The 24,366-nt window shown below is 44.4% G+C and carries 21 protein-coding genes; 10 read left to right on the forward strand and 11 right to left on the reverse strand.

The window, feature by feature from the left end:
- Positions 1–124: 124 nt before the first annotated feature.
- Both WAE59_RS00965 and WAE59_RS00970 read left to right on the forward strand, forming a co-directional pair.
- Positions 125–802 (forward strand): basic secretory protein-like protein, encoded by a 678-nt coding sequence (locus WAE59_RS00965; RefSeq protein WP_337854048.1) that lies wholly within the window; start codon positions 125–127, stop codon positions 800–802.
- A 20-nt stretch (positions 803–822) separates the two neighbouring features.
- Complete coding sequence (locus WAE59_RS00970) at positions 823–3,111, forward strand: GH92 family glycosyl hydrolase (RefSeq protein ID WP_337854049.1); 2,289 nt, start codon at positions 823–825, stop codon at positions 3,109–3,111.
- Between the two features lie 100 nt (positions 3,112–3,211).
- Here the strand turns inward: WAE59_RS00970 and accD are convergent, their stop codons facing one another.
- Complete coding sequence (accD, locus tag WAE59_RS00975) at positions 3,212–4,057, reverse strand: acetyl-CoA carboxylase, carboxyltransferase subunit beta (RefSeq protein WP_337854050.1); 846 nt, start codon at positions 4,055–4,057, stop codon at positions 3,212–3,214.
- Between the two features lie 106 nt (positions 4,058–4,163).
- Between accD and fbaA the strand changes: the two genes are divergently transcribed.
- Together fbaA and WAE59_RS00985 are read left to right on the forward strand one after the other, a co-directional pair.
- Positions 4,164–5,243, forward strand: a complete 1,080-nt coding sequence (fbaA, locus tag WAE59_RS00980) for a class II fructose-bisphosphate aldolase (RefSeq protein ID WP_337854051.1) — start codon at positions 4,164–4,166, stop codon at positions 5,241–5,243.
- A gap of 97 nt (positions 5,244–5,340) precedes the next feature.
- Positions 5,341–5,766 carry a GNAT family N-acetyltransferase gene (locus tag WAE59_RS00985; RefSeq protein WP_337854052.1) on the forward strand — a complete coding sequence of 142 codons (426 nt, stop codon included), beginning with the start codon at positions 5,341–5,343 and terminating at the stop codon, positions 5,764–5,766.
- Here the strand turns inward: WAE59_RS00985 and WAE59_RS00990 are convergent.
- The 5 genes from WAE59_RS00990 to WAE59_RS01010 form a co-directional block, all read right to left on the reverse strand.
- Positions 5,763–6,629: a hydroxymethylglutaryl-CoA lyase gene (locus tag WAE59_RS00990; RefSeq protein WP_337854053.1), complete on the reverse strand. Its 867-nt coding sequence runs from the start codon at positions 6,627–6,629 to the stop codon at positions 5,763–5,765. The two genes, WAE59_RS00985 and WAE59_RS00990, sit on opposite strands and share 4 nt — an antisense overlap.
- A complete protein-coding gene (locus WAE59_RS00995; protein WP_337854054.1) occupies positions 6,598–7,908 on the reverse strand; it encodes an NAD(P)/FAD-dependent oxidoreductase in 1,311 nt (436 codons plus the stop codon). The genes WAE59_RS00990 and WAE59_RS00995 overlap by 32 nt, the downstream gene beginning before the upstream one ends.
- A gap of 83 nt (positions 7,909–7,991) precedes the next feature.
- Positions 7,992–10,979, reverse strand: coding sequence for a protein translocase subunit SecDF (gene secDF, locus WAE59_RS01000; RefSeq protein ID WP_337854055.1), 2,988 nt, complete (start codon positions 10,977–10,979; stop codon positions 7,992–7,994).
- A gap of 126 nt (positions 10,980–11,105) precedes the next feature.
- A complete protein-coding gene (locus WAE59_RS01005) occupies positions 11,106–11,594 on the reverse strand; it encodes a dihydrofolate reductase (protein ID WP_337854056.1) in 489 nt (162 codons plus the stop codon).
- On the reverse strand, positions 11,591–12,385 hold the full coding sequence (locus WAE59_RS01010) for a thymidylate synthase (protein WP_337854057.1): 795 nt from the start codon (positions 12,383–12,385) through the stop codon (positions 11,591–11,593). The genes WAE59_RS01005 and WAE59_RS01010 overlap by 4 nt, the downstream gene beginning before the upstream one ends.
- A 168-nt stretch (positions 12,386–12,553) precedes the next feature.
- Between WAE59_RS01010 and WAE59_RS01015 the strand changes: the two genes are divergently transcribed.
- The 3 genes from WAE59_RS01015 to WAE59_RS01025 all read left to right on the forward strand — a co-directional run bounded on the left by WAE59_RS01015 (position 12,554) and on the right by WAE59_RS01025 (position 15,048).
- On the forward strand, positions 12,554–13,156 hold the full coding sequence (locus tag WAE59_RS01015) for a hypothetical protein (RefSeq protein ID WP_337854058.1): 603 nt from the start codon (positions 12,554–12,556) through the stop codon (positions 13,154–13,156).
- Positions 13,146–14,261 (forward strand): TlpA family protein disulfide reductase, encoded by a 1,116-nt coding sequence (locus WAE59_RS01020; RefSeq protein ID WP_337854059.1) that lies wholly within the window; start codon positions 13,146–13,148, stop codon positions 14,259–14,261. Before WAE59_RS01015 ends, WAE59_RS01020 begins: the two co-directional genes overlap by 11 nt.
- Before the next feature lie 76 nt (positions 14,262–14,337).
- A complete protein-coding gene (locus WAE59_RS01025) occupies positions 14,338–15,048 on the forward strand; it encodes a hypothetical protein (protein WP_337854060.1) in 711 nt (236 codons plus the stop codon).
- On the opposite strand, the gene WAE59_RS01030 is transcribed toward WAE59_RS01025, so the two are convergent.
- Together WAE59_RS01030 and WAE59_RS01035 are read right to left on the reverse strand one after the other, a co-directional pair.
- Positions 14,999–16,672: a GH39 family glycosyl hydrolase gene (locus tag WAE59_RS01030; RefSeq protein WP_337854061.1), complete on the reverse strand. Its 1,674-nt coding sequence runs from the start codon at positions 16,670–16,672 to the stop codon at positions 14,999–15,001. The genes WAE59_RS01025 and WAE59_RS01030 overlap by 50 nt on opposite strands.
- A 147-nt stretch (positions 16,673–16,819) precedes the next feature.
- Positions 16,820–17,131 (reverse strand): hypothetical protein, encoded by a 312-nt coding sequence (locus tag WAE59_RS01035; RefSeq protein WP_337854062.1) that lies wholly within the window; start codon positions 17,129–17,131, stop codon positions 16,820–16,822.
- Positions 17,132–17,374: 243 nt separating this feature from the next.
- Here WAE59_RS01035 and ispE point away from each other — a divergent pair, with 243 nt between their 5' ends.
- From ispE to WAE59_RS01050, 3 genes are read left to right on the forward strand one after another with little or no spacing between them, the layout of a single operon-like run.
- Positions 17,375–18,178 (forward strand): 4-(cytidine 5'-diphospho)-2-C-methyl-D-erythritol kinase, encoded by an 804-nt coding sequence (gene ispE / locus WAE59_RS01040; RefSeq protein WP_337854063.1) that lies wholly within the window; start codon positions 17,375–17,377, stop codon positions 18,176–18,178.
- Positions 18,179–18,185: 7 nt separating this feature from the next.
- The gene (locus WAE59_RS01045) at positions 18,186–18,602 is read left to right on the forward strand and encodes an OsmC family protein (RefSeq protein WP_337854064.1); all 417 of its coding nucleotides are present in this window, start codon (positions 18,186–18,188) and stop codon (positions 18,600–18,602) included.
- A gap of 6 nt (positions 18,603–18,608) precedes the next feature.
- The gene (locus WAE59_RS01050) at positions 18,609–19,775 is read left to right on the forward strand and encodes an O-succinylhomoserine sulfhydrylase (protein ID WP_337854065.1); all 1,167 of its coding nucleotides are present in this window, start codon (positions 18,609–18,611) and stop codon (positions 19,773–19,775) included.
- Positions 19,776–19,889: 114 nt separating this feature from the next.
- On the opposite strand, the gene WAE59_RS01055 is transcribed toward WAE59_RS01050, so the two are convergent.
- The 3 genes from WAE59_RS01055 to WAE59_RS01065 form a co-directional block, all read right to left on the reverse strand.
- Positions 19,890–20,186, reverse strand: a complete 297-nt coding sequence (locus WAE59_RS01055) for a hypothetical protein (protein WP_337854066.1) — start codon at positions 20,184–20,186, stop codon at positions 19,890–19,892.
- Between the two features lie 3 nt (positions 20,187–20,189).
- Positions 20,190–22,997 (reverse strand): hypothetical protein, encoded by a 2,808-nt coding sequence (locus WAE59_RS01060; RefSeq protein WP_337854067.1) that lies wholly within the window; start codon positions 22,995–22,997, stop codon positions 20,190–20,192.
- Positions 22,998–23,455: 458 nt separating this feature from the next.
- Positions 23,456–24,343 carry a DMT family transporter gene (locus WAE59_RS01065; protein WP_337854068.1) on the reverse strand — a complete coding sequence of 296 codons (888 nt, stop codon included), beginning with the start codon at positions 24,341–24,343 and terminating at the stop codon, positions 23,456–23,458.
- Positions 24,344–24,366 lie beyond the last annotated feature (23 nt).

Raw genomic sequence — 24,366 nt, forward strand, 5'->3', positions numbered from 1 at the left:
TTGAGATCGATAAACGTAATTTTTAAGAGACCTTCCATATAGAAGGTCTCTTTTTTTGCTTTGTATTTTGTTTTTTATTATGTTTATTTGTTTTTGCTAAAACGTTTTAAAATTTGAACCAAACATGAATAGAACCAGTACATTATTACTTTTAGCCTTTGTTCTGCTGTCGTTCACGCCGCGCCTGAATGCACAGGAAAAAGAGACAGTCAAAAAGAAGGGACTCACTTTGAATTTTACGAGTCTTGATCCGGATTTCGATCCTGCTTTGAAAACCCGTATGATTGAAACCTTTTTCGTTATCTACCCCAAACTGATCAAGGAATACAACAAGAATGCCGATAAGGAAGTCAATTTTGTCATTGATCCGGCTTATGATGGCGTTGCTGCCACAGGAGGTGGCAGGATTGTCTATAGCCCCGCTTATTTCAAAAAGAACCCAGGGGATATCGACGTAGTGACCCACGAAGCCATGCACGTTGTGCAAGCTTATAAAGGTCGTTCCGGGCCGGGATGGATCACTGAAGGTATTGCAGACTATGTCAGGTACAAATTTGGTGTAGACAATAAAGGGGCCGGATGGGCACTTCCTGAATTTAAGTCTACGCACAAATATGACAATAGCTATAGGATCACCGCAAGGTTCTTTGTCTGGATCGAAAAGAACGGCCCAAAAGATTTTGTTCAAAAACTGGACGCTGCTATGCGCGACCATACCTACACCAGGGATTTCTGGAAGCAGCAAACCGGAAAAAGTCTGGATGAACTCTGGGCAGCTTATTCAGAAAATCCCGTAATTTAATCACACGCAAAAAATAAGATATGATCAAACAATTTCTAACCGCTTCCCTTGTGCTGGCATCTTTTGGTAGCTATGCCCAAACAGTAGGGAAAGTCACCGATCCTGTTGAATGGATCAACCCTTTGATGGGAACTCAAAGTAAGCCTTCTTTATCGAATGGCAATACTTATCCAACCATTGCATTGCCATGGGGAATGAATTTCTGGACTCCACAAACCGGTAAAATGGGCGATGGCTGGGCCTATACTTACGATGCAGACAAAATCCGCGGATTCAAACAGACCCACCAGCCATCACCATGGATGAACGATTACGGCCAGTTTGCTGTGATGCCGGTAACCGGAAAATTAAGGTTCAATCAAGATGACCGTGCGAGTTGGTTCTCCCATAAAGCTGAAATTGTAAAACCTTACTATTATAGCGTTTACCTTGCTGATGCCGATGTGACCACTGAAATCACGCCAACTGAGCGTGCAGCGCAATTCCGTTTTACATTTCCCAAAACAGAAGATGCTTATGTCGTTGTTGATGCTTTGGACAAAGGTTCTTACATCAAAATCATTCCTGCCGAGCGTAAAATTGTAGGTTATAGCACCAAGCATGCGCGCGGACCGCTCCCTGCAAACTTTAAAAATTACTTCGTCATGTATTTCGATAAGGACTTTACTTCCGCAAACGGATGGAAGGGTAATGACTTATTGAAAGGTGAACTGGAAGTTACAGCAGACCACTCCGGTGCTATCGTGGGTTTCAAAACCGCTAAAGGTGAACAGGTGAACATGAAGGTCGCTTCTTCTTTCATCAGCATCGAACAGGCCGACATTACCTTGAAAAGGGAATTGGCCAATGACAGCTTTGAAACCACAAAAACCAAAGGTAAAGCAGTATGGAATAAAACCCTGAGCCGGATTTCAGTGGAAGGCGGTACCATCGATCAGACACGTACCTTCTATTCCAGTTTGTACCGTACCCTGTTCTTCCCGAACAAACTGTATGAATTGGATGCCAACAATAAAATTATCCACTGGAGTCCATACAACGGAAAAACCTTACCTGGTTATATGTTTGCGGGAACTGGTTTCTGGGATACCTTCAGAGCTTTGTATCCATTCCTGAACCTGATGTATCCTTCCATCAATAAGGAGATGCAGGAAGGCCTGGCCAATGACTTTAAAGAAGGTGGGTTCCTTCCGGAATGGTCAAGTCCAGGTTATGCCAACATCATGATCGGAAACAATTCTGCTTCGGTAGTAGCTGATGCTTACATCAAGGGAATGAGAAATTACGACATTAACACTTTGTGGGCTGCATTAAAAAATGGTGCCAATAACGAAGGTCCGCAAGGAACCGGCCGTACTGGTGTAAAATACTATAATGAGCTGGGTTATGTACCTTATGATGTGAAGATCAATGAGAATGCAGCCAGAACATTGGAGTATGCTTATGACGATTTCGCGATCTATCAACTGGGTAAAGCTTTAGGTAAACCTGCATCGGAGATCGACATTTACAAAAAACGCAGTATGAACTATAAGAACTTGTTCGATCCTGCAAGCGGCCTCATGCGCGGAAAGAATCAGGACGGTAAGTTCCAGTCGCCATTCAATCCTTTCAAATGGGGTGATGCCTTCACTGAAGGAAATAGCTGGCACTACTCATGGTCTGTGTTTCAGGACATCGACGGTCTGGCAAAACTGATGGGCGGAAAAGAGAAATTCGTTCAGAAACTGGACTCTGTGTTTACTTTGCCTCCAATATTCGACGATAGCTACTATGGTGGTGTGATCCACGAAATCCGTGAGATGCAGATTGCCAACATGGGACAATATGCGCATGGTAACCAGCCAATCCAGCACATGATCTACCTGTACAACTATGGTGGTGCACCATGGAAAACTCAGTACTGGGTACGCGAAACTATGGAGCGCATGTACAAAGCTACTCCTGATGGATATTGCGGAGATGAGGACAACGGGCAGACTTCAGCCTGGTATGTATTCTCTGCTTTAGGTTTCTATCCGGTGACGCCTGCCACTGATCAATACGTGTTGGGAGCACCTTTGTTCAAAAAAGTGACTTTGAATTTGGAGAATGGTAAAACTGTGGTGATCAACGCCGGTAAAAACAGCGACGCCAACAGGTATGTGAATGCGTTGAAAGTAAACGGTGCTGCTTATCCTAAAAACTGGTTAAGCCACTCTTCTTTATTGAAAGGCGCTACGCTGGATTTCGACATGACAGCTACGCCAAACAAAACGAGAGGTACAAATCCTGCTGATTTCCCTTACTCGTTGTCTACTGAGAAATAGGCCAAATACAGTAGCGATTTTAATCGCTACTCCATATCACATAAAAATGCCCGTTCGATTTGAACGGGCATTTTTCATTTTTATAGAAATATTTTTTGAGTTAATTCTTCATCATCTTCAAAAATGAAGCGAGTTTCGCTTTCATAGCCCTGCGGTCCACAATGAAATCGAGGAATCCATGCTCCAAAACAAATTCTGCTGTCTGAAAACCTTTAGGCAAATCCTTTTTGATCGTCTCTTTGATGACCCTTGGGCCAGCAAAACCAATCAGTGATCCAGGTTCAGCAATGTTAATGTCTCCCAGCATCGCATAAGAGGCCGTCACGCCACCCGTAGTAGGGTCGGTAAGCAATGAGATGTATGGGATCTTAGCCTGGCTGAGCAGGGCTAATTTCGCCGAAGTCTTCGCCATCTGCATTAATGAAAATGCGGCTTCCATCATCCGGGCACCGCCAGATTTGGAAATCATCAAAAAAGGGATTTTGTGTTTGATGGAATAATCGATAGACCTCGCGATCTTTTCACCTACTACTGAACCCATAGAACCACCTATGAAATTGAAGTCCATACAGGCAATCACCAGATCTTCACCTTCGATCTTACCCACACCGGCCCTGATTGCATCCTTTAGTCCGGTTTTAGCCATGCTTTCTACTAATCTCTCAGTATAGGGCTTGCTGTCGGTAAACTGAAGCGGGTCACCTGAAGTCAGGTCGGCAAAAAGTTCGGTAAATTGATTGTCATCAAATAATACCTGGAAATATTCTTTAGATCCCACCCTCAGGTGGTAATCGCAGTATTGGCAAACGTATTTATTTTCAACGAGATCAGCACTGTGAAGGGCTTTCTTGCAATTAGGACACTTGTTCCACAAGCCATCCGGCGCTTCTTTCTTCTCTTCTGTAGACGTACTGATACCTTTTTTTTCTCTTCTAAACCAAGCCATGTGTTATATCTTGAAAAATGCGACCACAAAGAAACGAAATAAATCCCTTATTCATTTGCCCAAAGTGATATTTTTCCTAACTTCGGCATATATAAAATTATAAAGAATGAGTTTAAAAGGCTACAAAGGCGTAATTTACGGAGACGCTGTTCAGGAATTATTTGAGCAAGCGAAAAAACATCAATTTGCATTACCTGCAGTAAATGTTACCGGTACAAATACGATTAATGCAGTAATGGAAACTGCTAAAGCGGTGAATTCACCGGTAATTATCCAATTATCAAATGGTGGTGCCCAGTTTTATGCAGGTAAGACATTAAACAATGACAATTTGAACGCTTGCGTTTTAGGTGCAGTTTCTGCAGCTAAGCACGTGCATTTATTGGCAGAGCACTATGGTGTTGCTGTAGTATTGCATACTGACCACGCGGCTAAAAAGTTATTACCTTGGATCGACGGATTGTTGGATCATGGCGAAAAATTCTTTGCTGAACATGGTAAACCATTGTTCTCTTCACACATGCTTGACCTTTCTGAAGAGTCTATCGAAGAAAACATGGAAATCTCTGCGAAATACCTAGAGCGCATGTCTAAAATGGGCATGACCATCGAAATCGAACTGGGCGTTACAGGTGGTGAAGAAGACGGCGTGGACAATAGCGATGTTGATAGCTCTAAATTATATACGCAGCCTTCTGAAGTGGCATACGCTTACGAAGAACTGAGCAAAGTGAGTGATAAATTTACCGTAGCAGCTGCCTTCGGAAACGTACATGGTGTATACAAACCAGGAAACGTAAAATTGCAGCCAGTGATTTTGAAGAACTCGCAGGATTTCATCAAAGAGAAATTCTCATTGACTGCTGAAAAACCAATTAACTTCGTATTCCACGGTGGTTCTGGTTCTACTCAGGAAGAGATCAGGGAAGCCATCTCTTATGGAGCGATCAAAATGAACATTGATACAGACATGCAATGGGCATTCTGGGAAGGTATCCTGGATTACTACACTGCAAATGAAGCTTATCTGCAAGGTCAGATCGGTAACCCGGACGGTGAGGATAAGCCAAATAAAAAATACTACGATCCGCGTGTTTGGTTGCGTAAAGGCGAAGAGAAATTCGTTGAGCGCTTGAAACAGGCTTTCGAAGACTTAAATTGCAAAGACGCCAGCGATAAATTATAGTCCTGGTACCTAATCAATAAAAAAAGCGCCGCAAACATTTGTTTGTGGCGCTTTTTTTGTGGTAAATTAAGCTTCATAATCATTTTATTCGTACTCCATGGAAGCGCTACAGGTCAACAAAGTTCACAACAAAGAAGAATTAGAAAAAGTATTTGCCATCAGAAAGAAAGTATTCGTTGAAGAGCAGAATTGTCCGCCTGAACTGGAGTGGGAGCATGAAGAAGAATCCACGCATTTCCTGGCCATGCTCAATAATGAACCTTGTGGCGCCTGCAGATGGCGTAAAACTGATAAGGGTTATAAGCTCGAGCGCTTTGCTGTGTTAAAGGAACACCGGGGCAAAAGGATAGGTCAGGCCCTGGTTGCAGCTGCGCTATCTGATTTGCCAAATGATGCAGGCTATATTTACCTCAATGCCCAGCTGGAAGCCATGCGTACTTATGCTAGATTTGGTTTCATTGCCGAAGGTGAACAGTTTGAAGAAGCTGGTATCCAGCACATGAAAATGGTAAAGAAAGCTTAAGCATTGAAGACCCTGGCGGAGAGCAGCATCGCTTCCTGCCATTTTTCCATATCCAGTCCCAGTTTTTCTTCCTTAGCCGCCAGGTAGCTGATCAGCTCTTCGGTGGCCATATTACCGGTAAGGTCATCTGCCGCCATGGGACAACCACCAAAACCTTTCAATGCGCTATCAAAGCGCTGACAACCGCTTTCATAAGCTGCCGCAATCTTCTCATAGCGTGTCAAGGGCGTACTGTGTAGGTGTAAGCCGATTTCAGTTTCAGGGAAGCGTTCCACCAACAAAGGGAGTAAACGTCGGATCTTTTCCGGACTGGATACGCCGGTTGTATCTGATAAAGAGAGGATCTGTGCACCAGCGCCCACCAATTGTTCTGCCCAGTATTCTACGATCTCTTCATTCCATTCATCACCATATGGATTACCAAATCCCATAGATAAATAAATGACTGCAGTTTTATCTTTCAGCGCACAACGTTCCAGCATCTGTTTCACAGTATCCATTGACTGTAAAATGGAAGAATTGGTATTGAGTTGTTGGAAGGTTTCTGAGATCGAGAAAGGAAAGCCCAGGTAGCTGATCTCCGGGTGGCTGATCGCTTCTTCTACACCCCTTAGATTGGCAACAATGGCAAGCAGTTTAGTCGATGTACTGCCCAGATCTAATAAAGACAATACTTCAGCCGTATCCTTAAGCTGCGGGATGGCTTTAGGAGAAACAAAACTGCCAAAATCCAGGGTATCAAAACCCACTTTTAGCAACAGATTGAGGTATGCTGCTTTTAGCGCAGTAGGTATAAAATCGTGGATGCCCTGCATTGCATCTCTCGGACACTCAACTAACTTTATCGAGTTTTGACTCATCATTACTTTCTTTAAAATATGGACGTATGATCAAACGTGTACCCCTGTCGTAGCTAAAATAACTCCATACCCAGTTTACAAATACCACCAGTTTATTTCTGAAGCCCACTAAGGTCATCAAATGTACAAACATCCAGGTAAACCAGGCAAATATCCCCTGAAATCTGATCTTGTGCAGGTCTACCACTGCTCTGTTACGGCCTACCGTAGCCATGGCTCCTTTATCGAAATATTTGAAAGGGGTAGTGGGTAGGTTGTTCATGATGTTCCAAAGGTTTTTAGCCAATAACTTACCCTGCTGTATCGCAGTAGGGGCTACACCCGGATGTCCATTAGGAAACTCTTCGGTAATCATGGCCGATACATCACCAATTGCATAAATGTTATCGTGTCCATCTATTCTATTGATCTCATTTACTTTTAAGCGGTTGCCACGGACGATAGCCGTAGTATTCAGTCCCTCAAGCACTGCACCTTTTACACCTGCCGACCAGATTACCGTAGAGGAATTGATCTGCTGCCCGTCCAGCAGACTGAGCACTTTACCATCATATGCTTTTACCCTTGAATTGGTCATGACGATTACGCCAAGTTCCTTTAAAAATTCTTCCGATTTCCGTTGGGCCTGTACCGACATGTTGCCGAGTAACTCCGGAGAACCCTCGATCAAATAGATACTTACTTCATCCAGGTTCAGCTCAGGGTAATCATTTTTCAACACATGTTTCTTCAATTCGGCAATCGCGCCTGCAGTTTCTACGCCTGTAGGACCGCCACCAACCACGACAAAATTCAGCAGTTCATCCCTCAGGATCGGATCTGTTATGATCTGGGCAGCTTCAAGGTTCTGGAGAATCAAGCTTCTCAGGTTTAGCGCTTCCGGTATGGATTTCATTGGCATTGCATGCTCCTCAATCTCGTTCTGCCCAAAGAAATTGCTGGTAGAGCCGGTAGCGATCACCAGATGGTCATACTCAATCGTCCCAATCGTTGTTTCCAGGATATTTTCAAAGGGCTGTACCCGCAGGGCCTCCGTAACCCTGAAAGTCAGGTTTTTCTGACCTTTAAAGATTTTTCTCAATGGAAAAGCAATGGAATCGGCTTCCAGTCCCCCTGTAGCAACCTGATAAAGTAAAGGCTGGAAAGTATGGTAATTGTGTTTATCCAACATCATCACTTCTACATCCTTATCCTTGAGCTTCTTGGCCAGCTCAATGCCGCCAAATCCACCACCTACAATGACAATCCTGGTTTTTGTGCTTTTTGGGAAATGCTGATCCATAGCAATCTGTTTTTGTAAATATATAGGTAAACAAAAAGGCATCCAAAAAGGATGCCTTAATATCATAAATAAGTAATTTAATACTATGCCTGTGTTTTACCTTTTACTTTGGCTTCACCAAGATCCAACACGATAGGTGTAGAGATACATAGTGAGGAATAAGTACCGATGATACGACCGATCAACAGGGCAAAGATAAACCCGCGGATGCTTGCGCCACCGAAGATGAAGATCACCAATAACACGAAGAATACAGTCAATGAAGTCAGGATCGTACGACTTAAAGTACTGTTCAATGCAAAGTTGATCAGCGTTTCACGCTCTTTACCATGCAGGTCTTCTTTACCGGATTCTGCTAACTTCTCACGGATACGGTCAAACACAACCACGGTCTCTGTCATGGTATAACCCATAACCGTCAGGATGGCAGCGATGAAATCCTGACCGATCTCTAATGAGAATGGAAGCACACCGTCAAGGATGGTGTAGAATGAAAGTACCAGCAATACATCATGGAACAATGCGATTACCGCACCAAGACCATAATTTAGTTTTTTGAACCTTACGACGATATAGACGAACATCACCAGACAAGAGAACAAGATGGCTCCATATGCACCATAAACAATGTCGCTGGCGATGATCGGACCAACTTTCTCGTTACTTTCGATGGTATATTTTGCACCAGTTTGGTCCAAACCGCTTTTTAGCGCATTTTCTACCAATTTATCAGCCTGAGTGTCTGTATCTGTAATGTGGAAAGTCGTTGTGATTTTCAGCTCATTGTCCGCACCAGCGGTTTTTACGATGGTTTCAGATTCTGTAAATGCAGCATTCAATTTGCCTTTTACATCTTCAGTGTCCATGCTCTTATCGAAGTGAACAATGTAAGTTCTACCACCTTTAAAATCGATACCCAGGTTCAGTCCATCATTCTTTACGTAGAATACCACACCTAGCAAGATGATCACAGAAGAAATGATGTAATACAATTTGCGGTGTCCAACGAAGTTGAAGGCAATGTTTTTGAAAGCATGAATGGTCATGCTGTTACCGAAGGTAATGTTTGCTTTTTTCTCCAATAGCGCATCAAATACCAAACGTGAGATCAGCACTGCGCAGAACAGTGATGAAAGGATACCGATACATAGGGTAGTCGCAAAACCCTGAACAGGTCCTGTACCGAATACATAAAGGATCACACCCAATACCAATACAGTAACGTTGGAGTCAATGATTGAAGACATCGCATGTTTGAAACCCTCTTTAATGGCTACCGGGGTCGGTTTGCCTAAAGTCAGCTCTTCACGCACACGTTCAAAGATCAGGATGTTTGCATCTACCGAAAGACCGATTACCAATACGATACCAGCGATACCAGGTAAGGTCAATACTGCGCCTAGTGAAACCAGGACACCCATGATGAAGAACAAGTTGATCACCAATGCAAGGTTAGCTACCCAACCAGCTTTGTTATAATATAGCGCCATGAATACCAGGATCACTACGAATGCCAGTACGAATGACAATAAACCATTGTGGATCGCAGTCTCACCCAGGGTAGGACCTACTACGAACTCACCAACGATCCTTGCAGGAGCAGGAAGTTTACCCGCTTTCAGGATGTTGGCCAAATCCTGTGTATCGTTTACGGTGAAATTACCAGTGATTGAAGAACGGCCACCAGCGATCTCATTCTGAACAGTAGGGGCAGAGTATACTGCGTTGTCCAATACGATAGCGATTGCTTTTTTGTTATTTGGATCGGCTGAAGCTTCTGCTGTGATTTTTTTCCATTTACCGGAACCATCACCAGTCATGCTCATTGAAACTTCTGGCTTGCCATTTTGATCGTAATCTGCACGTGCATCAGCAATAGCATCACCACCCAGATCAGGTTTACCATCCAGTGAGGTTACTTTGATGGCATAAAGTTCAAATATTTTAGCACCACCTGCAGGCATACCCAGGTCAGCTGGCTTCACGCTCCACATGAACTTGTAGCTCTGAGGAATGATACCCGCAACTTCAGGTCTTTTGAAAAATGCATTTACTTTAGCTGTATCTTTTTGAGCTACCCAGCCCACAACCGGACCCGGACGCAACGAAGGCTGACCGTTCTGACCCTGGAAAGTAGGTACGTTCAATACCGCAAATAAAGGATTTGATTTTGCAAGTTCATTGGTTTTTACAGCAGCTGAATCCGTCGCTTCAGTTTTCTTGGCCAGACCAGCCAGTTTACTTCCGGATTTAGCAGTATCAGCAACAGCACCTGTAGTGGTGTCTGCAGTTTTAGTATCTTTTAAAGTAGCTGCAAGCGTTTTGTTGATGTTTTCCAATACAGGATACACCTCATCATTCTGATATACTTGCCAGAATTGCAGCTCCGCAGAACCTTGTAATAATTTATGTACACGCTCTTTGTCCTGTACACCCGGCATTTCGATCAGGATACGGTTGGTACCTTCCTGTTTCTGCATGTTCGGGCTCACTACACCGAAACCATCGATACGGCTTCTTATGATGATGAAAGAGCGGTCGATCGCACTTGTAGCCTGAGCAGAAAGGTATTTTTTTACCTCAGCATTGCTTGCGTCAGGTTTTAGTTCTTTAGCATTGTCCTGGTTAGAGAAGAAATCTACCAGTTTTGCGTTAGGAGAAAGTTTCTCAAACTCGCTTACAAACAAATCGATATAGTCTTTACCACCAGCATTCAGTTTTTGCTGTGCAATAGATAAGGCTTGGTTGAAATTGGCATCAGCAGTATTGCCGGCCAGATTTTTTACCAATTCCGCCAACGATATCTCCATCGTTACGTTCATCCCACCTTTAAGGTCGAGCCCAAGGTTGATTTCTTTGCCTTTACAGAACTGGTAGTTGAATCCTAATACTGGATATACCGGTACGGTAGCCATAGAGTCCAGATAAGCTTTTTCTTTTTCCGGATCTCCTTTAGCATAAGCTTTTGCGTCTTTTTCAACTTTAGAGGTCACAAAGTTGAATGAGAGAGAATACACACAGACAATACCTAGAAGTATTGCCATAAATTTAATAAAACCTTTACCCTGCATTTGTTTGTAAATTATTATGCTATATTTTTTTTAACAAGTCGGCAAATCTAATTATTTTTTTAATTAATAGGCCAGCTTATGAAATTTTTAATTATAAGCAGCCAAACTAATTACGCTTTCGTCTGTTTATCGCCGTTCCAGCGTAGAAAATGTGAAACCATATTGGTGTTTTTCATCTGGAGAATGGGATTCAGAAGCCGTTTCTTTCCATTCCCCGGGTTCAATTTCCGGGAAGAAAGCATCGCCGTCAAAACTATGCTGAACTACGGTTAAATAGATCTTATCCGTAAGCGGCATGGCCATTTTATAGATTTCCCCGCCACCAATGATGTACACTTCCTCTTCGTCGGAAGCACATAAAGCAAGGGCTTCCTGCACACTGCCTACTACTTCAGCACCAGGAAGTTCCAGCTCTGTGTTTCTGGTGATCACAATGTTGCGCCTGTTGGGCAGGGGCTTACCCATGGAATCAAAGGTCTTGCGGCCCATGATGATGGTATGTCCGGCGGTGATCTGTTTAAAATGTTTCAGGTCCTTAGGGAGGTGCCAGAGGAGCTGATTGTCTTTGCCGATTGCGTGATTTTCTGCAATCGCTACTACCATGGCTACAATCATACGGCTACTGCTCCTTTAATGTGCGGATGGGGATCGTAGTCCTGCAAGGTAAAATCTTCAAATTTGAAACTGAAAATATCTTTTACCCCGGGCTTGATCTCCATCTGCGGCAATTTCCGGGCATCGCGGCTCAACTGCAATTTGGCTTGTTCAATATGGTTATTGTACAAATGTGCATCACCCAGTGTATGGATAAAATCGCCGTACTGCAAGCCGCATACCTGCGCCACCATCATGGTCAGCAGCGCATAGGAGGCAATATTAAAAGGTACACCTAAGAATATATCTGCACTGCGCTGGTAGAGCTGGCAGCTGAGTTTACCATCTGCCACATAAAACTGGAAAAAAGCATGGCATGGCGGCAAAGCCATGTTGTCTACTTCAGCAACGTTCCATGCGGATACGATGATCCTCCGCGAATCCGGATTGTTTTTAATTGTATCTACGATCTTGCTGATCTGATCAATGTGTCCGCCATCAGGCTTAGGCCATGAGCGCCATTGTGAGCCATATACCGGGCCAAGGTCGCCATTTTCATCTGCCCATTCGTCCCAGATCCTTACGCCATTATCTTTGAGGTATTTGATGTTCGTATCTCCGCTCAGAAACCAGATCAGCTCGTGGATGATCGATTTCAGGTGCAGTTTCTTGGTGGTTACCATAGGGAAACCTTCCTGCAGGTTAAAACGCATCTGGTAGCCAAATACGCTGATGGTACCGGTGCCGGTGCGGTCGTGTTTTTGTGTGCCCTGATCCAGCACATGCTGCATCAGCTCCAGGTATTGTTTCATAGAATTTTTAAGCCAAATTATTGATCGGCTAATTTAAGTAATTTAATTTATCCGTGCTACGAAGATGTGTAGCAATGCTGATTAACTTTTGGTGTACGTTGACTAACTATGTATCCGCTGATTTTCATCGTTTTTTAATATATTCGCTAAACCAAATCATACACCTATATGAAACTACGCTCACAAGCCCTCTCGTTGATATTTCTATTTTTTTTTCAGATTACAGGTATGGCGCAATCGGCTGATGGAAACCTCAAACTAAAGCCTATGCGTTCAAAAACAGGCCTGACCATCTCTGGTAATTTAAGGCAGTTGGCTTTGCAGTCGAGCATGGTCGATAGCCTGGCCTTCGAATATTCAGATCCCATAACAGGGGAAGATATTGTTATTCCCATCCATAGAGACGCCTCCGGTAATTTCAGTACACACCTTCCAATTCAGTCTGCGACGCAACTCCGGTTACTGCAGGGGACTAAAACTGGTGATAAGGTCAGATTCGGAGGCCTGATTCAATTTTATTTATATGCACAGCCGGGAAAGGATTTCAGTTTGAAGTTTTTTCAGAGCGCAGATCATAAGGAACGAAAAATTGAATATGGAGGCCTTGCAGGTGCCATCAATACCCAATACCAAGCTTATACCAAGGCTTTGGATCATTCTGAATTTAGCAGGATCATGGAGTATAAAGAACTCATGAAAGCGAAAAAAGACAGCTTGGAGGCCTTCAAGCTGTCTTTTTTCGCAGCGTTTAAAACAGGTTTTGGCTTTTAATCGTGATTATTTTGCAACACATCGTGTTGATCCCTTTGTATCAGAACAGGCCGATATCGAACAACGCTATGGCCTGGCATGCATCTATGTAAACGTACTACTGCGGGAAAAAATTCAGGATCCTGGTATGCTCGATTTTTTTAAAGCGAATCAAATCATTTTCGATAATCCCCAAGCACTTGCTAATCAACGTTATCAGACCTTTATTGATCAGTATTATTTCCTGGTGAGGTATAAAGCCCTGGATGGGGATCAAGGCGTGACGGTCACGGGAAATCAAATCGCGCAATATATATTACAGCCAGATAAAGGCTTTAGTGAAGAAGCGAAAAGAGATGCCCGTCGTTTTCTGGATACTTTGAACTATCCCGCTGATAAGCATAGCAACAATCTGTTTTACGAGAAATATGTCGCTCCGCTTGTCCCGTCCTATGTAGCAGATTCGGAACATAACCTTCCCGAGTTTGACTATGTCTTAGGCTTGAAAGATCCTTACCTCAGGGACGTCTATGCAACAAAGACCTTGTATAAATACCTTAGTCCAACGAAGATTGCCTTCATCAAGCCGAATCTTAAGGCTTACCGGGAAGGAGTAGCATCCACTGTGTTGAAAAAGAGATTCCTGAATGATTACGAGCGAATGTATGACGAACTGTACCATTCTAAAGTGCCGCCAAAGGCGATTTTGCATGATGCAGCTCAGTTGGATGCTAAGGATCCACTGGGTAGTATCTTGTCAAAATATAAGGGTAAGGTCGTGTATGTCGATGTATGGGCTACCTGGTGTGCTCCCTGTATCGCCGAAATGCCCAACTCGAGGGTTTTAAGAGAGAAAATGAGTGGGAAGGATATCGTTTTTGTATACCTCTGTGTGAGTTCAGCTCAGGAAAAGTCTTGGAAGGAACTTGTCGCCTCCCAAAATATGGAGGGCGAAAATTATTTTTTGAAGCGGGAGTTGTATAGTCCTATTGCGAATCAGTTGGAGATCAAAACGATCCCCAGGTATTTTATTGTCGATAAAACTGGTTATATCGTCGATAAAAATGCCCGTCGTCCGGGCGATCCCGCTACACTAAAGCAGTTGAACGATTTGCTGGTCCAGTAATTGACCGAAATCAGTACTGTTTGAGTTTCTGTTAAAAATGATGTAATTTGCGGGCAGAAATATTAGGTTAGTCGTATTGAAATCTTTCATCACTTATAATGGTCTCGCCCTGAGCTCCGGGGGCGCGCACCAACTTCATAGGGGCAGTGCAAAGAAAATTTACCAGAATGTAACTTCATTTCTGGCTCAATATACCGATTGCAGGCAACCGGAGCATGTCCAGGTGGTGATGCATGAATTCAGCATTTTTTCATTTTTAAAATATTGCTTGCATTTCGGCTTGCCCAGGTTCGACTGGTGGAACTATTGGTCTATCAAAAAGGATCTGGTATATTGGAATGCCTGGCCCTCTGCTTTGAAACGTACTTTTCCACTGGTTATGGCCGATGATAACCTGCTGCTCTGTGTCAAATGGGAATTTATGTTTACGGAGACACAAAGCGGGGCCGTGATTCCAAACCAAGCCCTCCTTCCGGTGCTTGATCAGAGAAAAGCCAGGTCTTCATTGTATCTCCGTATTTCCGAACGTAGAAAAACGCTTTCGGCCTGGTTCATGTTGCCTTTTGGCGAGCTTGACCAGCACAATATGACCTACCTGGCATCTCTGCAATCGGCTCTGCCATTTGATTTCTCACCAAAGGGCTGGCGTTGTTATACCAGGTCCACAAAAGGGAATTGGATTCCTAATCAGCTGAATGTCGCATTCCAGGAATTAGTGGAAGAAGAAAAAACTGAGCTTAGTACGATAGTTTCAGCAAGGACACCCCTTGTCTTGGTAGAAGAATAGAAACAGAAGCCATCCCAGCTTTGAGTTTCAGTTTTTCTGGTTTGCTGAGTAGGGTCAGCTGACCTGCTTTTTCCAATTCCGCAATCTGTTTTGCGGTAGGTGCCTGTGGTGAACCCATTTTTTTCCAGACTTCATATGAATTGCTGTGCGCATCGTCGATGCGGTAGTGGCTTAGGCTTACCTCTTTTCCCATAAGGCCTTTTAGCTCTATTTTTACCTGCTCCGGTGTACCCTTTTCATCTGCATCATGGTAGTTCCAGACCATCACTGCTGCGGATTTTTTGTCTTTGGAAGCCAGAGCACCGATGTCTGTCTTGCCGCGTACACCTGAATCCAGGATTTTTTGAAGCGGGTACATCCTGTTGGCTGCTACTTTTACCAGGTCGCCGCTCATCATTCCAAACATGCGGAAAACATTCAATACCGGTTTGTCTACACCATTGGTGGCCAGGTCCCGGAAGCCGTAGAACCAGGGCTGGTTTTCAAATTCGAAGGCCCAGGTGACCGCGCCAATCAGGTTTGCCTGCTGCAAATGTGCCAATTCATACTTTCTGGCAAAAGAGGCTGCAGTATAACTGGAATACATGGTGCCATTGCGGTAAGCATTTTGCGGATCAGTGGCCATGCCGCAGGCCGCACAGCCTTCAGGATCAGATTCGCCGATTACGATGGGAATGTCTTTTAGTTCTGGATAGGAGCGGATGACCTTCAGGTTCCTGTCGATGTCGTTGAGCTGATTGCGGATGCCCATTACCACCCGGCCATCTTTCAAAGTAGGGGAGCCCTTGGCATGAAATAAAATGATGTCCAGTGGCGATCCAATTTTACCGGTGACATAGTTGGTGCCGGTCAGGCAGTGCCTGATGAAAGCATGCTGGAATTTCATGCCGTTGCCCGTAATGTCGGTACCTCCAATTCGGGCTGTGGGCAAGGCACGCTTGACTGCGTCGGCTGAATAGTCATAGAGTTTGAAAAACTCCTCCTGTGTGCCTTTCCAATAAGGGGAGTTTGGCTCGTTCCATAATTCCCAGTACCAGCTTTCCACTTCTTTTTTACCATAACGTTCTATGCTGTGCTTCACCCATTGATACACGAGTTCAGCCCATTTATTGTAGTCTTTGGGAGGATAGGCCCATCCTGTGATGATGTCGTTGTAATTGTCGCCGGGTTTCCAGTTGTGTTTATAGGGTACCGGTTTCGTTGATAATGCTTCTGGCATAAAGCCAATCTGAGCCAGGGGTTTCATGCCCCTTTTGACATAGGTGTCGAAAATACTGTCGATGATGGACCAGTTGTATATGGGATTGCCCTTTGCGTCTTCGGTATAGGCATTGGTAGATCCCCATTTGAGGGCAGCAACTCCGTCGCCGGTGACCAGCAAACTGTGAGCACGTACGAAAACAGGGACCGGACTTGCTTTGGAAATCTCTGTCAGGAGTTTTTTTCCATCTTTCATGTAAGTGTAGTTGGGTTCATCATATCCAAACCAGGCCCATATGGGTTTCATAGATGTAAGGGATTGTGAGAAGTCGACAGAGATTTGAGCATCTGGATTTGACTGCGCGTAAATACCTGTGCTAATGCAGAATGCAAATGATAATGAAAGCAAGTACCTGAAGATCATATTTGGTGTTTTGCTCACTAATGTAGAAAAAAGAAATTAATAAACGTTGTTATGACGCTTTAATTTGGGCGGGATTAGAAATAGAGAAAGCCGGAATCCTCCGGCTTTCTGCACTACTAGTTATTATACACGCTCTATTTATTTCGCTTACTCGATGATTTTACCATCCGCTGCGATTTTCAGCGATTTGGTTTCCTCTTCTTTTTTTACATCAACCTGGTAGTAAGTACTTTTGTCTGCCAAGGTCACCAGGAATGATGCGGTTGGGATCCAGTCTTTCACCGGCTCAGATGCCAGAGTTGTTTTTACCGCGTCTGGAAGATCTTTGATTTCAACCGGTGTTTTGGTTGTGCTATCTTGTACTACAGCAACTGCTACTGGGTTTTTGATGTCACTTGCTTTAACTGTTGTTAATCCTGCTACTGCTAAAAATGCTGCTGATAAAATGATCTTTTTCATAATGGTATGTTTTAAAATTTAGATAATCATTGTTAATTCTGTTTAGTCTATACTACATAATGATGCCATTGCTTTTGCTTTTTGGCATCGTATTGATTTTTAGTTGATTATGTATTTGTGCCAAAAAAAATATTGTAGAGCTTCTCCACAGGTTGATGAATTTTTAAACGCCCTGAAAGCTGGTTTAGAATTCTGAACCGATTATTTGTAAGTTTGCCGGCACAACATTTAACCGGATCATTCATGCTTGCATTCGCCAACGCCAAGATTAACCTTGGATTACACGTCATCAGGAAAAGGCCTGATGGTTATCACGATCTTGAAACTGTATTTTATCCGGTTAAGGTAACTGATGTCGTAGAAATTACTGATGCGTTGGAGACGAGCTGTGTAATCAGGGGAATTGACGTGCCGGGTTCTTCGCAAGACAATATTTGCCTGAAGGCTTATCATCTGCTGGCTGCGGATTTTACCTTGCCTCCGCAATGCATCACTTTATTGAAAAATATTCCGGTTGGGGCAGGTCTTGGTGGTGGCTCGGCAGATGCGGCTTTCCTCATAAAATTGCTGAACGACAAATTTGAGCTTGGACTGAGCTTAGGGCAAATGGAGGCTTATGCCGCAAAGCTTGGGGCAGACTGTCCCTTTTTTATTCGCAATACACCTGTGTTTGCCGGGGGGATCGGAGATCAGTTTACTGAAATTGAATTGGATCTTTCTGCTTACTACCTGGTATTGGCGAAGCCTCCTGTACATGTCTCTACGGCAGATGCCTATAGCGGAATAAAGCCTGTGCTTCCTAGTACTTCGCTAAAAGATTTAATACCTTTGCCTATCAGGGAATGGAAGTCGAGGCTTGTGAATGATTTCGAGCAAACGGTTTTTTCAAAATATCCTCAGGTGGAAGCGCTGAAAGCTGCTTTGTATGATGCAGGTGCAGTATATGCTGCCATGAGCGGCAGCGGCTCCAGTGTTTTTGGAATTTTTGAAAAAGAGACCAGGCTACCTGAACTGGAAAAAGAGAACCAAGTATTTTATAACGTTTAGTGCAATTATGGAGATCAATTTAGTACGTAAAAGCGGAAAATTTAATTTTGAGGCAGAGAATTCCAACGGCTTTACCGTGGAGCTGGATGCCAAGCAGGAAATCGGCGGAGAAGGAAAAGGGTTCAGGCCAATGGAAATGCTCCTGATCGGTCTGGGTGGCTGCAGTGGCATTGATATGGTCAATGTGCTGACTAAGCAAAAAGAACCCCTGGATGATGTGAAGATCAGCATCAAGGCAACACGCAAGGATCAGGAGATGCCACCGATATTTGATGTCATTGATATTCATTTTGATCTTTATGGCGCATTGAGTGTGCCTAAAGTAGAGCGTGCACTGGACATGACCTTCGATAAATACTGCTCAGTGTCCAATATTCTGGGCCGCTCGGCAACAATTAATTTTACTTACACCATACACCAATAATTTACCATGCAGGAAGAGAATTTCGAGACCCTTGCCATTCGTTTACAGGCGGAAAGAACACAGTTTAAAGAGCATTCGGTACCATTGTACCTGACTTCAAGTTACAAATTTGACGATGCAGAGGAAATGCGTGCACTTTTTGCCAATGAAAAGGAGGGTCACGTATACAGCCGTTATGCCAATCCAAATACCGATGAACTGATCAATAAAATGGCTGTGCTGGAAGGAGCAGAAAACGGCTGGGCAACCGCTAGCGGAATGGCAGCGATCTTTACTACCTTCATGACTTTTCTGGCTTCAGGAGACCATGTCTTGTCGAGCCGCTCGGTTTTTGGTTCTACACACCAGTTGCTGAACAATATTTTTCCAAAATGGGGCATCACCTATGACTATGCTGATCTGGATAAGCCGGAGCAATGGGAGCAAGGAATCCGTCCAAATACCAAAATGATCTTCGTGGAGACGCCTTCGAATCCCGGAATCGACATTATTGATCTGGAATGGCTTGGTCAATTGGCTAAGAAAAATGGGATACTCCTGGTGGTCGACAACTGTTTTGCGACCCCATATCTGCAGCAGCCGATCAAACTTGGGGCTGACATTTCCATCCATTCAGCCACGAAGTTCATCGACGGACAGGGCCGTACTTTGGGAGGAATCATTTTAGGTTCTCACCAGCTGATCAAAGAAATTGAAGGTTTTGCAAGACATAGTGGCCCGGCAATGGCGCCGTTCAATGCCTGGTTATTGTCGAAAAGTCTGGAGACCCTGGCGGTTCGCATGGACAGACATTGTGAAAGCGCGCTGAAAGTAGCTGAATTTTTAGAGCGCAACCCGGTGGTGAAAAAGGTAATGTATCCTTTCCTGCCTTCGCATCCTCAATATGAAATCGCTAAAAAACAGATGAAACAAGGTGGGGGTATTGTGACTTTCGTGATCGAAGGTGGCGCTGCAGCAGCCAGTGCTTTCATGGATAAACTGAAAATGTTCTCTATCTCTGCAAATTTGGGAGATACCCGTTCAATTGCCACACACCCTGCGACAAGCACGCATTCCAAATTGACGGAAGCTCAGCGTCTGGAAGTAGGCATTGAGCAAGGTACGGTCAGGCTATCAATTGGCCTGGAGCACATCAATGACATTCTCGGCGATATCAGTCAGGCTTTGGCCTAGTTTTATCTCAATGTCTGGGAGGATACGTCATCCTGAATTTATTTCAGGATCCCGCCTTAGCAGGATTTATTAGTATGCCCGAGATCCTGAAATAAATTCAGGATGACGAACGCTCTAACTTATGTAATCGCGGTCCTCATCACTGAGCTCGCTGTTTCTTTTCAACTCATTTCTCCGGTCCTCAGGTGTTCCCTGGGGATCGTTAGTATCATAGCTGCTGATGGTGGTCCGTGGTTTCGCTGCCCAGTAACCCAGTACAAATCCCACGAAAGTGCAGATTCCGATGACCAGTAATTTAGAGATTTCTGTTTTTACAGAAAAGAAATTGAATTCCACAGCATCCTGGTTCATCATCAGAAAGACAGTGATGAGTATGGTGAAAACAATGATGAAAATGGTTTTGGTCTTCATGGCTTAAAAACTGTAATTTAAAATCAATTCTAAGATAGGGTTTTGATGATAGCTTTTGTTCACAAACACAAATCTCGCGCCTAAATCTACAACCGGCTGATAACGCAGTACGTTCAGGCTGCTGCGGAGCTCAAATCCGTAAGTCTTGGGTTCGGCCAGATTGGTCTCCAGTCCAAAGTTTTCGTAATGGCAGAAAAGGCTTGTCCGGAAATTCCGGATATAGGCCAATGGTCCTAATTCAGCATCTGGAAAAGCAAAAGGGAAACGGTAGTTGAACAGCAGTGTGTTTTTCAGCGTGCTCCTTGCCCTGATGTTGTTGTACCCGTAAACACTGTTGATCTCTCTGTCGAATCTCCTGATCCCGGTTCCGTTCTGCCAGTTGAAGTTGGCCAGGAAGGAATGGTTTCGCAGCAGGCCCGGAAAGTAGAAGAAGCCTTCGGCGGCAAAAAGTTTTCCCGGCAGCAGGTCGTCAAAGGGCTGGTGTACGTAAGTGAAGCGGAGGGTTTGTGCCCATCTTGGTGCGATGTCACGCTCCGAAACCCTGGTCGAATGTGTGAGGGTTGTGCTGTACTGCAATGGAAATTTGAGTTTGCTGAGGAAATTGGAGGGCAGGTTCTCCGGCATGTAGCGGCTCGTGTAGCTGGTCAGTACACTGGCGGAAATGTTGTAGCTATGGTTGCGCACATTGAAGCTGAGTGGTACCGAAGCCTGCAGCTGGACGTTGTGTTCCCGCCAGTCGCCCTGTTCTATGCCGGTTTTTGCACTGTAGAAACTTCTCCTTGGACGGTTCCGGTAGGTGGCGGTAAGGACCGGGTAAAACATTTTGAGCTTGACACCTGAGACGTATTCAAAACGGTTGATGTCCCGGTGGTAATCGGCCTCTGCGAAAAAATCGAAAGTACTGAGGAGGTTATTGGAATTGAGCTGCAGTCCGAACTTGTATTCATCTTCAACCACAGGGATGATGCTGTGGACGTTGAACAGGTTGGACAGGGTTTTGTATGGACGAGAGGTAAACGTGCTGTCAGGGACGTTTAAAAATACGTTTTTCGTGCTTTCCTGCGCTCGCGTTGCTGTGCTGAAATTGATGAAGCTGTTTCTGCCCGGAGTTTTAGGTTCTATGACTGCGGATGACACTGCGTAACCACCATCTGTGTAGTTGCTGAAAGTGATGCTGTCCCTTCCAGGAATTCTTGAAGGATTAAAGGCGCCGTATTTAGAAGCGCTCAGAGCGCTTATCTTTTTGCTGCTGGTATCTATAGTGTAAATGTTGTCGATCCCGTTGTAGTGCGCGTTAAATGCAATCTGTGCACCAATGTAGATTGGTCTGCTGAGCTGCTGTTGTGTGGCTTGGATGAGAACATCCGTTTTGTCTTCCTTTCCCGTCACCTGCAAAGTTTTTCCTTTTTCACTCAATGCTATGTAAGCGATGTGTGTGGCCTGTTCATCGTAGGCCGGGGTTTGCAGGATCAGATTTTCCGGATTGGGAATGGTGTTCAGTATTTTTCCGGTATGGGCATCAAGTTCCACCAGGTTGCATTTGTTGCTGAGGTCAAACTGCACGGCCACTATTTTTTTTCCGTCGGAGGAAATCGACGGAGAGAAAAGCCGGCTCCTTGAACTGAGTGTTCTGATTTTTCCGCTCAGCAGATCGTAGCTGCAAATGACGCTGTAGCTGCGCTGACGATAGCGGGGATCGTAGCGGACTTCGTCCCAAACGAGCAGGTTGTTCGCATAGCTAAACCAGGGTTGTTCCTGATAGCCGATCCCTAGGAGTTTACGCTCTTTTTTGTCGGGCCCGATCAGCACGAAATGGGCGGGCTCAGCCTTGCTCTGTTTCAAGCTCAGGATATTTCCGTCAGGCAGTTTTTGAGGCATAAAATAATTGCTCGCATAGCTGGCAGATTTGCTCAGTACCGGGTAGTCCTGGGTCTTCAGGTTTTTGTCCTGGGCCGACCATTCCTGCTTCAGTTGCCCGCTGGTTTGGAGGAACCATTGACGACTTCCTTTGTCTGTGTATTTTTTCAGGCTGTTGGAAAAAGGGTAGAGGCGGAGCGGTCTTTTTCGGATATCGGTGAGCACGCTGTCGAAAATTCCTTTACCAAATTTTTTTCGGATGTCGGAAGCCATCAGGTAACCCAACTGATAGTAGCCGGGAGTGATGTCTTTGTTGGAGCCAAAGTAAGCTTTGCTGTAAGAAATTTTTCTTCCTTCTAAAAGTGCTGTCCGGTAAGGCATGATCCAGGAAGGCTGCCTTCCTCTCCCGGCATTGGTGAGTGCTGTTTCGATGGTTACCGCATCGCCTTCAAAAAACCAAAGTGGGATGCTGACGCCGAACCAGGCAAAGTATACATCTTCAGGAAAAGGCCTCGCTTTTCCATTTGTGAGTTTGTCAAACTGTGCCACATGGCGGAGTTCGTGAACGGCCAGGTTGTTGAGCCAGTCCTGACTGTCGAACTGTTGTGGTGGAGTGGTGTAGAATTCTGATTTCTTTGGGGCAAGCTGAACGAAGCCATTGGCAATCACACCCTGGTTCTGAAGGAGGATCGGGATGCTTGTTTTTTGCCTGTTCAGGGAGTTGCCGACATACGGGTAGATGTGACCAAGTGTGTTGGCCATGCGCTGTGCTTCCTGTTCGAGTTCGGCCGGATAAATGACCCGGAAACCCGACGCTTCAATTTGCCGCCATTTTACACTAAGTGGGTTTTGTTCGCCTCCGAAAAGCTGTGCAAAAGTACAATGTGAAATTAAGGTTAAAGTGAGTGTATTTATAAATTTGATTTTCAGATGTTTGGATATGTTGTTAAACATGCTTATTGGTTGTTTGCTAATTTTGTTAGTATTCGTGTCGTTTTTGAATCTTTTTTACGTTATTTGTTGCTTTATATATTTGTACTTAAGTATTTGATTATGATTGATTAGTTGTTTTTGTGTTCAAGTGAGTTGTGCTTGTATTTGTGCATTTTTAATTGCGATTTTCGGCTTTTGTTCAGCAATCAAGGTCTCGCGTTTGATTTCCTGCCAATCTGCAATTAAGGTACACTATTTCGTGTTTAAATACAATTAAATTTCTTGGACTGCTTTCGGAAATGTATACGTATCAGACCGATGTATCGCGATGAGATTTACGTTTTATATCCAGATTTTGGGCTTAACCTAAGGCCAGTCCAAGCCTGTTCCTAGCTGGTCTTTCTGGAAAATTCAGCGCACAGAAATGCCGGTCAGAGGAGCTTGAACTGCTCCCCTACCCCCGATGGAAAGCCCCAGGTTTAGTGTAGGTTTTTGCGTTTTTTATAGACCGGATAAAGGAATACTGATCCCAGAATAATGACTGCACCAAGGTAAAAACCCAGCGACATCGCTTCTCTTTTACCAAAGAAAAGGAAGGCCAAAAGGATGCCGTACACGGGTTCCAGATTGGTGATGAGCGCTACCCGAAATGCAGATAAAGCGCGCATGACAGAGACCCCTGCAACGTAGGCCAGGGCGGTGCAGATGGTTCCTAAAATGAGGAGGTAAACCCAGTCGCTGAGACTCAGGTTGAAGTGCTCTACCTGGAGCTCTCCGGTGTAAAAACGGTATACACTGATCCAGAAAAAGGCACCGGCTACCTCGTAAAATCCGATGATTTTTGGGTCACTTTTCTGGACAAGAGTGGAGTTTATGGTCGCAAAAAGGGCAGCGCCAAAGGCCGATATGAGTCCTAATATGATCCCTAATGTATGTTGGGATTCAAATTTAAATATGAGGTAGATGCCACAAATAATGAGTATTCCGACAAGGATATCTGTGCCCAGTATGGGTTGTTTTTTGATGGCCGGTTCCAGGATCGCCGTAAAAAGTGTGACGGATGACATGCATACGAGCACTACGGAAACGGTAGAAATCTTGATGGCATGGAAGAAAAGAATCCAATGAAGGGCTACAATACTGCCTGTAAAAAAGAAGGACAGGAACTGTTTTTTGGTCACCCTGATGCTTGTTTTACTGAGTATAAAATAGCCAAATAAAGTAATGCTTGCGATCATCACACGGTACCAGACGAGCTGCACTGCATCCACAGAAATGAGTGCGCCAAGGATGCCTGTGAAGCCCCAGATGAACACTGTAAAATGAAGGATCAACAGGTTTTTGGTAACAGCAGAAGAGTTGCTCATGGCAGGAAATTTGGGGTGGATAA

This window comes from Pedobacter sp. GR22-6 (genome assembly GCF_037402555.1).
In the GTDB taxonomy this organism is placed as follows: Bacteria; Bacteroidota; Bacteroidia; order Sphingobacteriales; family Sphingobacteriaceae; genus Pedobacter.

Bases quoted from the DNA above. Each gene is read 5' to 3' on its own strand.
- WAE59_RS00965 (WP_337854048.1), top strand. From the start codon at position 125: ATGAATAGAACCAGTACATTATTACTTTTAGCCTTTGTTCTGCTGTCG.
- WAE59_RS00970 (WP_337854049.1), top strand. From the start codon at position 823: ATGATCAAACAATTTCTAACCGCTTCCCTTGTGCTGGCATCTTTTGGT.
- accD (WP_337854050.1), bottom strand. From the start codon at position 4,057: ATGGCTTGGTTTAGAAGAGAAAAAAAAGGTATCAGTACGTCTACAGAA.
- fbaA (WP_337854051.1), top strand. From the start codon at position 4,164: ATGAGTTTAAAAGGCTACAAAGGCGTAATTTACGGAGACGCTGTTCAG.
- WAE59_RS00985 (WP_337854052.1), top strand. From the start codon at position 5,341: ATGGAAGCGCTACAGGTCAACAAAGTTCACAACAAAGAAGAATTAGAA.
- WAE59_RS00990 (WP_337854053.1), bottom strand. From the start codon at position 6,629: ATGATGAGTCAAAACTCGATAAAGTTAGTTGAGTGTCCGAGAGATGCA.
- WAE59_RS00995 (WP_337854054.1), bottom strand. From the start codon at position 7,908: ATGGATCAGCATTTCCCAAAAAGCACAAAAACCAGGATTGTCATTGTA.
- secDF (WP_337854055.1), bottom strand. From the start codon at position 10,979: ATGCAGGGTAAAGGTTTTATTAAATTTATGGCAATACTTCTAGGTATT.
- WAE59_RS01005 (WP_337854056.1), bottom strand. From the start codon at position 11,594: ATGATTGTAGCCATGGTAGTAGCGATTGCAGAAAATCACGCAATCGGC.
- WAE59_RS01010 (WP_337854057.1), bottom strand. From the start codon at position 12,385: ATGAAACAATACCTGGAGCTGATGCAGCATGTGCTGGATCAGGGCACA.
- WAE59_RS01015 (WP_337854058.1), top strand. From the start codon at position 12,554: ATGAAACTACGCTCACAAGCCCTCTCGTTGATATTTCTATTTTTTTTT.
- WAE59_RS01030 (WP_337854061.1), bottom strand. From the start codon at position 16,672: ATGATCTTCAGGTACTTGCTTTCATTATCATTTGCATTCTGCATTAGC.
- WAE59_RS01035 (WP_337854062.1), bottom strand. From the start codon at position 17,131: ATGAAAAAGATCATTTTATCAGCAGCATTTTTAGCAGTAGCAGGATTA.
- ispE (WP_337854063.1), top strand. From the start codon at position 17,375: ATGCTTGCATTCGCCAACGCCAAGATTAACCTTGGATTACACGTCATC.
- WAE59_RS01045 (WP_337854064.1), top strand. From the start codon at position 18,186: ATGGAGATCAATTTAGTACGTAAAAGCGGAAAATTTAATTTTGAGGCA.
- WAE59_RS01050 (WP_337854065.1), top strand. From the start codon at position 18,609: ATGCAGGAAGAGAATTTCGAGACCCTTGCCATTCGTTTACAGGCGGAA.
- WAE59_RS01055 (WP_337854066.1), bottom strand. From the start codon at position 20,186: ATGAAGACCAAAACCATTTTCATCATTGTTTTCACCATACTCATCACT.
- WAE59_RS01060 (WP_337854067.1), bottom strand. From the start codon at position 22,997: ATGTTTAACAACATATCCAAACATCTGAAAATCAAATTTATAAATACA.
- WAE59_RS01065 (WP_337854068.1), bottom strand. From the start codon at position 24,343: ATGAGCAACTCTTCTGCTGTTACCAAAAACCTGTTGATCCTTCATTTT.